The 10034-nt window shown below is 71.6% G+C and carries 8 protein-coding genes; 7 read left to right on the top strand and 1 reads right to left on the bottom strand.

All coding sequences use genetic code 11. The features are described 5' to 3' along the window. Positions 1–56: 56 nt before the first annotated feature. Complete coding sequence (gene pepN, locus ACLBXX_RS08265) at positions 57–2603, bottom strand: aminopeptidase N (RefSeq protein ID WP_447657634.1); 2547 nt, start codon at positions 2601–2603, stop codon at positions 57–59. Between the two features lie 184 nt (positions 2604–2787). On the opposite strand from pepN, the gene ACLBXX_RS08260 reads away from it, so the two are divergent. The 7 genes from ACLBXX_RS08260 to ACLBXX_RS08230 all read left to right on the top strand — a co-directional run bounded on the left by ACLBXX_RS08260 (position 2788) and on the right by ACLBXX_RS08230 (position 10012). Next, positions 2788–3987 (top strand): ferrochelatase, encoded by a 1200-nt coding sequence (locus ACLBXX_RS08260; RefSeq protein ID WP_447657633.1) that lies wholly within the window; start codon positions 2788–2790, stop codon positions 3985–3987. Positions 3988–4072: 85 nt separating this feature from the next. Continuing rightward, positions 4073–4618: a ribose-5-phosphate isomerase gene (locus ACLBXX_RS08255; protein WP_447657632.1), complete on the top strand. Its 546-nt coding sequence runs from the start codon at positions 4073–4075 to the stop codon at positions 4616–4618. A gap of 3 nt (positions 4619–4621) precedes the next feature. Further along, the gene (locus ACLBXX_RS08250; protein WP_447657631.1) at positions 4622–5620 is read left to right on the top strand and encodes an Fpg/Nei family DNA glycosylase; all 999 of its coding nucleotides are present in this window, start codon (positions 4622–4624) and stop codon (positions 5618–5620) included. A gap of 41 nt (positions 5621–5661) precedes the next feature. Next, positions 5662–6303 (top strand): FMN-binding negative transcriptional regulator, encoded by a 642-nt coding sequence (locus ACLBXX_RS08245; protein ID WP_447657630.1) that lies wholly within the window; start codon positions 5662–5664, stop codon positions 6301–6303. Continuing rightward, positions 6300–7805, top strand: a complete 1506-nt coding sequence (locus tag ACLBXX_RS08240; protein ID WP_447657629.1) for an amidohydrolase family protein — start codon at positions 6300–6302, stop codon at positions 7803–7805. The genes ACLBXX_RS08245 and ACLBXX_RS08240 overlap by 4 nt, the downstream gene beginning before the upstream one ends. Positions 7806–7913: 108 nt before the next feature. Then, entirely contained in the window at positions 7914–9323 is a 1410-nt protein-coding gene (locus ACLBXX_RS08235) for a sensor histidine kinase (RefSeq protein WP_447657628.1), read from the top strand. 20 nt (positions 9324–9343) lie between these two features. Beyond that, positions 9344–10012: a response regulator transcription factor gene (locus ACLBXX_RS08230; protein ID WP_447657627.1), complete on the top strand. Its 669-nt coding sequence runs from the start codon at positions 9344–9346 to the stop codon at positions 10010–10012. Positions 10013–10034: the final 22 nt, after the last annotated feature.

The raw sequence follows: 10034 nt of genomic DNA, 5'->3' as shown, positions 1-10034 counted from the left end.
CCGAACCGCGGGGCGCCCCCCCCCCCCGGGGGGGGCGCGCCCCCCTTCGTCGTTGCCTACTGGGCGTCGCGGTCCTGCACCGACAGCGCGCGCTCGACACCGGCGAGGTTCTCGGCGACGAGGCGGCGGAGGGCGGGCGCGGCGTCGCCGTTCGCCTCGAGCCACGCGCGCGTGGCGTCGCGGAGGGCGACGTCGGCGAGCGGCGCGGGGTAGAGGCCCACGATGAGGTACTGCGCGATCTGGTAGGTGCGCGAGTCCCAGATCGGCAGCAGCGACTCGAAGTAGCGCGCGACGAAGTCGCCGAGCAGGTCGCGGCCGGCCGGGTGCGTGAAGCCGAGCGCAGCCGACCGCACGATGGTGTTCGGCTGGTCGTCGCTGTCGACGAGCGACGACCACGCGGCGGCCTTCGCCTCCGCCGACGGCAGCGCCGCCTTGGCCTGCGCGGCGAACTCGCCGCCCTTGGCGGTGTTGTCGGCCTCGAGTGCCTCGTCGATGTCGGCCGCGGTGACGACCCCGCCGGCGGCGAGGGACACGAGCAGCTGCCACGAGAGGTCGGTGTCGATGTCGAGACCGTCGAATGTCGCCTCGCCGTCGCGCACCTGACGGACCTTGTCCCACTGGCCGGGGGTGGCCGCGGCGGACGCGAACGCGGTCACGAACTGCAGCTGGCTGTCACTCCCGGCCTCGGCGTCCTGGGCGAGCCCCCACAGCGCGTCGGCGACCTTGGCACGCGTGATGTCGCGCTTCTCGGGAGAGACGTACGAGTTCGCGGCGAGCTGCAGCTGCGCGAGGGTGGTGCGGACGGTGGTCGACTCGGTCTCGGCGCCGATGTTGCGCAGCACCAGGTCGACGTAGTCGGAAGCGGATGCCTCGGCATCGCGCGTCTGGTCCCACGCGGCACCCCACACCAGCGAGCGGGCGAGCGGGTCGCTGATCTTGCCGAGGTGGTCGATCGCGGTCTCCAGCGACTGGTCATCGAGGCGGATCTTCGCGTAGGCGAGGTCCTCGTCGTTCAGGAGCACCAGCGCCGGGCGCTTGTGGCCCTTGAGCTCGGGGACCTCGGTGAGGTCGCCGTCCACGTCGAGCTCGACGTGGTGCACGCGCACCAGCGCCTCGCCGCGGAGCTCGTAGAAGCCGACCCCGAGGCGGTGCGGGCGGATCGTCGGGTAGTCCGCCGGGGCGGTCTGCACGATCGCGAAGCGCGTGATGGTGCCGTCGACATCAGTGACGATCTCGGGCGACAGCGTGTTGACGCCCGCCGTCTCGAGCCACTTCTTCGACCACGTCGACAGCTCACGGCCGCTGGTGGCCTCGAGCTCGGCGAGCAGGTCGCCCACCTCGGTGTTCGACCACTCGTGCTTCTTGAAGTAGGCGGCGACACCCGCGAAGAACGCCTCGATGCCCACCCATGCGGCCAGCTGCTTGAGCACCGAGCCGCCCTTCGCGTACGTGATGCCGTCGAAGTTGACCTGCACGTCCTCGAGGTCGTTGATCTGCGCGACCACCGGGTGCGTCGAGGGGAGCTGGTCCTGGCGGTACGCCCAGGTCTTCTCCATCGCGTTGAACGTGGTCCACGCCTCGGTCCACTCGGTGGCCTCGGCGGTGGCGATCGTCGACGCCCACTCCGCGAACGACTCGTTGAGCCACAGGTCGTTCCACCACTTCATGGTCACGAGGTCGCCGAACCACATGTGCGCGAGCTCGTGCAGGATCGTGACGACGCGACGCTCCTTGACGGCGTCCGTCACCTTCGAGCGGAAGACGTACGTCTCGGTGAAGGTGACCGCGCCCGCGTTCTCCATGGCGCCCGCATTGAACTCGGGCACGAACAGCTGGTCGTACTTCGCGAACGGGTACGCGTAGTCGAACTTCTCCTCGAAGTACGAGAAGCCCTGGCGCGTCTTGTCGAAGATGTAGTCGGCGTCGAGGAACTGCCAGAGGCTCTTGCGGCCATAGACGCCGAGCGGGATGACACGGCCCGACGAGCTGGTCAGCTCGGAGAAGGTCGCCTCGTACGGGCCGGCGATGAGGGCCGTGATGTACGACGAGATGCGCGGCGTCGGCTCGAAGCGCCAGGTCGCCGTGCCGTCGCCGTGCTTCTTCGGCTCGGGAGTGGGGGAGTTGGAGACGACCTTCCACGGCTCGGGGGCCGTGACCGTGAACGCGAACGTCGCCTTGAGGTCGGGCTGCTCGAACACCGCGAACACGCGGCGGGAGTCGGGCACCTCGAACTGCGAGTAGAGGTACACCTCGCCGTCGACCGGGTCGACGAAACGGTGCAGGCCCTCGCCGGTGTTGGTGTACAGGCAGTCGGCGTCGATGACGAGCTCGTTGTCGGCGGCCAGGTCGTCGAGCGCGATGCGCGAGTCGGCGAACGCCGTCGCGGGGTCGATCGAGCGGCCGTTGAGGGTGATCTCGCGCACCTCGCGCGCGATCAGGTCGATGAACGTCGCGGCACCGGGCGTCGCGGTGAAGCGGACGACGGAGCGGGATCCGAAGACCTCGGCGCCCTTCGTCAGGTCGAGCGCGACCTCGTACGACTGCGTGTCGACGATCGCGCGGCGCTCCTGCGCCTCGATGCGGGTGAGGTTCTCTCCAGGCACTGCTGTGGCTCCCATGGGTGAGGATGACGGAGGTGGTCGATCGGCTCGTCGCGCGAGCGCTCGATCCGGCGGCCGCCACCAGCGCTGCTGGCACCGATGACAACCGTCCCAGCCTATGCCAGCGGGCCCGCGAACGCCCGATCCCGTGGCTGAAACCACGCGGGCGCGGTGTCAGGATGGAGGGGTGACCTCTCCCGAGCAGCACGTCGTCCCGTTCGCCTCTCCCGCCGCCGCACCGGGTGCCCCGTACGTCGAGGAGCCCGTCGCGTACGACGGCATCCTTCTCGCGGGCTTCGGCGGTCCGGAGGGTCAGGACGATGTCATCCCCTTCCTCCGCAACGTCACCCGCGGACGCGGCATCCCCGACGAGCGCCTCGAAGAGGTCGCGCACCACTACCGCCACTTCGGCGGGGTGAGCCCGATCAACGCGCAGAACCGCGCGCTCAAGGCCGCGCTCGAGGGCGAGCTCGCTCGGCGCGGTCTCGACCTCCCCGTCTACTGGGGAAACCGAAACTGGGCGCCCTATCTCGGCGAGGCCGTGACGGATGCCGCGGCCGCCGGCCACACGAACCTCCTGGCGCTCGCGACCAGCGCCTACTCGTCGTTCTCGAGCTGCCGGCAGTACCGCGAGGACTTCGCGCGCGTGCTGACGGAGACGGACCTCGCCGGGCGCGTCACCATCGACAAGGTGCGGCAGTTCTTCGACCACCCCGGGTTCGTGCAGCCGTTCGTCGACGGTGTGCGCGACGCCGTGGCAGGCTTCCTCTCCGACGGCATCGCCCCCGAGGCCGTGCGGGTGCTGTTCTCGACCCACAGCATCCCGACGGCGGATGCCGAGCGCTCCGGCCCGCGCGAGGGCGACGAGCTGCATCGCGACCTGGGTGAGGGCGGCGCCTACGCCGCACAGCATCTCGCGGTGGCCGAGGTCGTCATGGCGGCCGTGGCCGCCGAGGTCCCGGGCGCCGATCGCGTCGCGTGGGATCTCGTCTACCAGTCGCGCTCCGGCCCGCCGAGCCAGCCGTGGCTCGAGCCCGACGTCAACGACGTCATCGCCGAACTGCCCGCGGCGGGTGTGCAGGCGGTGGCGATCGTCCCGGTCGGGTTCATGAGCGATCACATGGAGGTGCTGTGGGACCTCGACACCGAGGCGATGGATGCCGCGGCCGAGGCCGGCATCCGCGCGGTGCGCACGCCCACGCCCGGCGTCGACCCGATGTTCGTGTCGGGGCTGATCGACCTCGTCGAAGAGCGCCTGAACGGCACGCCTGCGGGGGAGCGGCCCCACGTGACCGACCTCGGACCCTGGTTCGACGTCTGCCGTCCCGCCTGCTGCGAGAACGTGCGCGCAGGCTTCAAGCCCGCCGCCGCGGGCGTCGCGCCCTGAGCCCGCGAACCGCCTGAGCGGACCGCTCGCCGCGGCCGCAGCATCCTTCGTCCTCCGCCTCCCGCCCCTCTCTAGGATTGAGCCCATGCGCATCCACATCGCGACCGACCACGCCGGCCTCGAGTTCTCGACGCAGCTGCAGCACCACCTCGCGGCCGCCGGTCACGAGGTCGTCGACCACGGCCCGATCGAGTACGACCCGCTCGACGACTACCCCGCGTTCTGCATCCGCGCCGCGCAGGCGGTCGTGCGCGATCAGGCGGCCGGCATCGAGGCGCTCGGGGTCGTCTTCGGCGGCTCCGGCAACGGCGAGCAGATCGCCGCGAACAAGGTCGTCGGCGTCCGCGCCGCCCTCGCGTGGAGCATCGCCACCGCTGAGCTCGCCCGCGAGCACAACGACGCCAACGTCATCGCGATCGGCGCCCGGCAGCACACGTTCGAAGAGGCCGCGACCTTCATCGACCGCTTCATCGCGACCCCGTTCTCGGGCGAGGAGCGCCACGCCCGCCGCATCGCGCAGCTCGCCGCGTACGAGGAGGACGGCACCCTCGAGCCCGACCCGCGGGCGGTGACCGGGCAGCCCGACGTCCTCGCCGCCGACGACAGCTCGTTCGACCCCGAAGCCGGCTGAGCCGTGCCCGAGGGGCATTCCGTCCATCGCATCGCCCGCCAGTTCGACCGCAACTTCGTCGGCCGCCGCGTGGCGGCGTCGAGCCCCCAGGGCCGCTTCGTCGAGGGCGCGGAGATCCTGAGCGGCCGCACCGCGACCTCGGTGCGGGCCGTCGGCAAGCAGATGTTCCTCGAGTTCGACGACGACCTCTGGCTGCGCGTGCACCTGGGCATGTACGGGGCGTGGGACTTCGCGGGTGAGATCCTGGTCGATCCGACGATCGCCTCGGCCAATGGCCGCATGGGACAGACGAACCAGCGCGGCACCGCTCTCGACGACCCGATCCTCGACTGCGCCGGCGAGAACTCGCTGACCTCGATCGGCGCCCCGCGGCGCACCCGCGTGCACGTGCGCATGTCGGAGCAGACCACCGGGCTCGCCGACGAGGGCGACGAATGGCCGCCGCCGGTCGTCGGGCAGGTCCGCCTGCGTCTGCTCACGGACGTGACCTGCGCCGACCTGCGCGGCCCGACCGCGTGCGAGCTGCAGACGCCCGACGAGGTCGCCGCGACGATCGCCAAACTGGGGCCCGACCCGCTCGTCGACGACGTCGCGGAAGGCGAGGAGCGCTTCACGTCCGTTGTGCGCCGCAAGCCGACATCCATCGGCCTGCTGCTCATGGACCAGAACGTCGTCAGCGGGATCGGCAACGTGTACCGCGCCGAGCTGCTGTTCCGGGCACGGCAGAACCCGCACACGCCGGGGCGCGACGTGCCGGAGGATGTCGTCCGCGACCTCTGGCGGGACTGGGTGCGGCTGCTCGCGATCGGCGTCGAGACCGGCCAGATGATGACGATGGACGACCTCGACCCCGAGGCCTACCGCGCCGCGATGGCCAGTCGCGACGACCGCCACTGGGTGTACCACCGCGCCGGCCTGCCGTGTCGCGTGTGCGGCACCGCGATCGTGGTGGAGGAGGCCGCGGGGCGCAAGCTCTACTGGTGCCCGCGCTGCCAGGCGTGACGCCGATCCGCGGGGGCAGCGTGCGCGAATAGGCTGGGCGCATGCGTCAGAACCCGAGCTTCGCGATGTCGGATGTCGGCGAGATCCGCCGGCTCATCGAGCACAACCCGTGGGTCACGATCGTCTCGTCGACCGAGGACGGGCTCGTCGCCTCGCACTACGCCGTGCTCCTCGACGCCGACCGCGACGACCTGACGATCGTCGGCCACGTCGGCAAGCCCGACGACCTCATCCACGGGCTCGGCGAGCGTGAGCTGCTCGTGGTCGTGCAGGGACCGCACGGGTACGTCTCGCCCGGCTGGTACGGCGACGTGCAGAGCGTCCCGACCTGGAACTTCGTCTCGGTGCACCTCAGCGGCATCCCGGAGCTGCTCACGCCGGAGGAGAACCTCCGGGTGCTCGAGCGCCTCGTCGCGCGGTTCGAGAGCGGCCTGCCGCAGCCGCGCCTGATGTGGGAGCCGCCGAACGATCCAGAGTACGTGCGCCGGCTCGAGAGGGGCACCGCGGGCTTCCGGCTCACGCCGACGAAGGTCGTCGGCAAGCGCAAGCTGAGCCAGAACAAGCCCGACGAGACCGTCGAGACGGTCATCATGGAGCTCGAGGCCGGTGCGAGCCCGTACGCCGACCCGCGGCTCCCCGCGGAGATGCGGCGCGACCTCGAGACGCGGAAGGCCGCTCGGTGACGGCGGCGCGCGGCGAGGCGGTCGACGTCATCGCGAACGCGCGTCTCACCGGCTCCGACCGCACCGATCCTTTCGGCGCCGACCCGGTCGACGTGCACCTGGCCGAGGGTCTTGTCGTCGACATCGCGCCCGCCGGGGCACTCCCTCGCAGCGGGAACGTGCTCGACGCCGACGGCGGCTGGGTGGTTCCGGGGCTCTGGGATCACCACGTCCACACCGTGCAGTGGGCGCTCTCGGCCCAGCGCGTGCCACTCGGAGCGGCGACGTCCGCCGCGGAGGCGGCGAGGCTCATGGGCGAGGCCGATCCGCTCACCGACGGGCGCCGCGTCGGCAGCGGCTTCCGCGACGCGTTCTGGGCCGACACTCCCGATCTCGCCGCGCTCGATGCGGCAACGGGCGAGGTCCCGACCTACCTGATCAACGCCGACGTGCACAGCGTGTGGCTCAACTCGGCGGCGCTCCGCCGCGAGGGCTTCGAGCCCGACGACCACGGCATCCTCCGCGAGGAGCCCGCGTTCGAGATCTCACGCCGGCTGAACGCCGTCGACGCGTCGGTGTCCGACCCGCTCGTCGCGCGCATGGCGCAGGATGCCGCCGCCCGCGGCGTCGTGGGACTCGTCGACCTCGACATGTCGTGGAACGAGGACGCGTGGGCCCGGCGCCTCGCCGCGGGGTTCGACGCGCTGCGGATCTCGTTCGGGATCTACCCCCAGTTCCTCGACCGCGCGATCGCCGACGGGCTCCAGACCGGAGACGTCGCCCGGGGCGCAGCATCCGATCTCGTCCGCGTCGGCCCGCTCAAGGTCATCACCGACGGATCGCTGGGAACCCGTACAGCGGCGTGCTCACACGCGTATCCCGATGACCCGCACAACCACGGCCTGCTCACCGTGGACGTCGCGACGCTCGTCGACCTCATGACCCGCGCGACCGCGGCAGGCATCGCGTCGGCGATCCACGCGATCGGCGACGTGGCGAACTCGCACGCGCTCGACGCCTTCGCCGCGACCGGGGCGTGGGGCACGATCGAGCATGCGCAGCTCGTCGCGCACGCCGACATCCCGCGGTTCGCGCGACTGGGGGTGGGCGCGAGCGTGCAGCCCGAGCACGCGCTCGACGACCGCGACCTGACCGACACCGTCTGGGCGGGCCAGACGGCGCAGCCGTACCCGCTGCGGGCCCTCGCCGATTCCGGGGCGAACCTGCTCTTCGGCTCGGATGCGCCCGTCGCGCCGCTCGATCCCTGGGCGGCGATGGCGTCCGCCGTGTTCCGCACGCGCGCGGGCCGCGATCCGTGGCAGCCGTCGCAGCGTGTCGACGCGGCGACGGCACTGGCCGCGTCGACGCGCGGCGGGTCCGCAGAGCCTGCGCGCATCGATCCCGGCGACGTCGCCGACCTCGCGATCTGCGAGCACGACCCTCTCGCCGCCGACGAGCCGCGGCTGCGCGGGATGCGGGTCGCCGCGACGCTGCTGGCGGGACGACTCACGCACGTGGCGTGACCGTCGCAGGTACGGGGGTCAGCCCCCGTACCTGTTCGGGAGGGCATCGGATGCCGCGGCACCGCGACCGTCGCGAAGCTGGGAGCATGAGTTCCGAGGGAGACACCGATGACCGCCGCCACCACTGAACCGGCCCCGCTCCAGCCGGTCGCGTCCCACCCCGCCACGGGGTTCTGGGCATCGTATGGACAGGCGTGGGTCCGCACGCCCGGCAGTGCGCTGTACCTTCTCGCGGTCTTCGTGCTCGCCATGGTCTCGGTGAGCCTGCTCGCCTCGCTGTTCTGGACCGGCGTCGGCCTGCTGATCCTGGTGATCGGGCTGCCGCTCATCGTGCTGACGCTGCTGATCGCGCGAGGGTTCGGCGTCGCGGACAGATTCCTCCTGCTGCTGACCGGACAGCCCGAGATCGCCGAGCCGGAGTGGAATCGTGACGCGCCCGGGGCGACGGGCTTCTGGGTGACGCTGACCCGCCCGATCCGCAACACGCACTACTGGCTGTACCTGGTGCACGGCATGATCGTGAACCCGATCATCAGCACCATCTCCTTCACCCTCACCGTGGTGTGGCTGAGCGTCGGCCTCGGCGGCCTCACGTACTGGTTCTGGGGGCTGTTCCTGCCCCGGAACTGGAGCAGCGGAGCCGGCACCGAAGGGGAGTGGGGGCACTACGTCGCCGACTTCATGCCGTGGCTCTTCGGCGGCTGGTCGAGCTGGGCCGTCGAAGTCGCGCTCTACCTCGTCGCCGGCATCGTCTTCACCTTCACGATGCCGTGGGTGCTCGGCGGCCTCGCGCGCGGCCACCACGCGGTCGCGAAGGGCATGCTCGGCCGCTGGGGGTCGGACGAGCTCGCTGCCGAGGTCCGTGCCGAGGCGGCGGCTCGCGGTGCCGCGGTGCACGCCGAGGACGTCGCCCTTCGTCGCCTCGAGCGCGACATCCACGACGGTCCGCAGCAGCGCCTGGTACGGCTGCAGATGGACCTCGCCGCGCTGGAGCGCCGCGCCGAGTCGGGAGACACGGATGCCGCCGCCGACCTCGCGCGCGACGCACGGGGTCACGCGAAGGCGGCGCTGGACGAGCTGCGCGCGCTGTCGAGCGGGGTCGCCCCGCCGCTCCTGCAGGACCGCGGACTCGCCGCCGCGCTGGACGCCGTCGCGACAGCCTCGCCGCTCTGGGTGCAGGTCGAGATCGACCCCGCGGTCGACCGCGCGGTCAGCCAGGAGGTGGCCCGCACCGTCTACTTCATCGTCGCGGAGCTGATGACGAACGCGGTCAAGCACTCCGGCGCCACCGGGGTCACACTGCGCGCGTCGCTGCGACGGACGCCTACCGGGGCACCCACGCACCTCGATGTGTGGGTGGTGGACAACGGCCGCGGCGGCGCCGCCATCACGGCGGGTCATGGGCTCGAGGGCCTGCGCGAGCGCGTCGCAGGGCTCCGCGGCGTACTGGTCGTGACCAGCCCAGTCGGCGGACCGACCTCGGTCGGCGCGCACATCCCGCTCACGGCCCTGCCATGATCGATCCCTATCCTGAGGGAATGGTCTCGTCGCCCGGCTCCGCCCCGCTCCGCGTCGTCCTGTTCGAGGATTCGGTCCTCCTGCGCGAGGGCCTCATCCGGCTCTTCGACGAGGCGGGCTACGTCACCGCCGGCGCCTGGGGCGACGCCGATGACGTCGTGGCCCGCGTGCGCGAAGCGCGTGCGGACGTCGCGATCCTCGACGTCCGCCTGCCTCCAGGGTTCCGGGACGAAGGCATCCGCGCGGCGCTGGCGGTGCGGGCCGAACTGCCGGCGGTCGGCATCCTCGTGCTCAGTCAGTATGTCGAGGGCGTCTACGCGAAGGAGCTCCTCGCCGGCGGCGAGGGCGGCGTCGGCTACCTCCTGAAGGACCGCGTCACCTCGCTCGACGAGTTCACCGACGCGGTCCGCCGCGTCCGCGAGCGGGGGACCGTGCTCGATCCACTCGTCGTGCAGGGGCTGCTCTCGGCGCGGCCGGATCCGCTCTCCACGCTGACGCCGCGCGAGCGCGATGTGCTGACGCTCATGGCGGAGGGGCGCAGCAACGCGAGCATTGCGGAGCGGCTGTTCATCGGCGTGGGAGCGGTGGAGAAGAACATCAGCGCGATCTTCGCGAAGCTCGGGCTCGAGGAGTCGGGCACCGAGCATCGCCGGGTCCTTGCGGTGCTCGCCTTCCTGCAGCATCCCTGACACGACGAGGGCCCCCGGGAGT

Source organism: Microbacterium sp. C23T (assembly GCF_053345975.1).
This window is presented reverse-complemented; position numbering and strand designations above follow the sequence as displayed.

What these genes read in the sequence shown, in the direction of transcription:
- ACLBXX_RS08255 (WP_447657632.1), top strand. Translation starts at nt 4,073, where the DNA reads ATGCGCATCCACATCGCGACCGACCACGCCGGCCTCGAGTTCTCGACG.
- ACLBXX_RS08230 (WP_447657627.1), top strand. Translation starts at nt 9,344, where the DNA reads ATGGTCTCGTCGCCCGGCTCCGCCCCGCTCCGCGTCGTCCTGTTCGAG.
- ACLBXX_RS08235 (WP_447657628.1), top strand. Translation starts at nt 7,914, where the DNA reads ATGACCGCCGCCACCACTGAACCGGCCCCGCTCCAGCCGGTCGCGTCC.
- ACLBXX_RS08245 (WP_447657630.1), top strand. Translation starts at nt 5,662, where the DNA reads ATGCGTCAGAACCCGAGCTTCGCGATGTCGGATGTCGGCGAGATCCGC.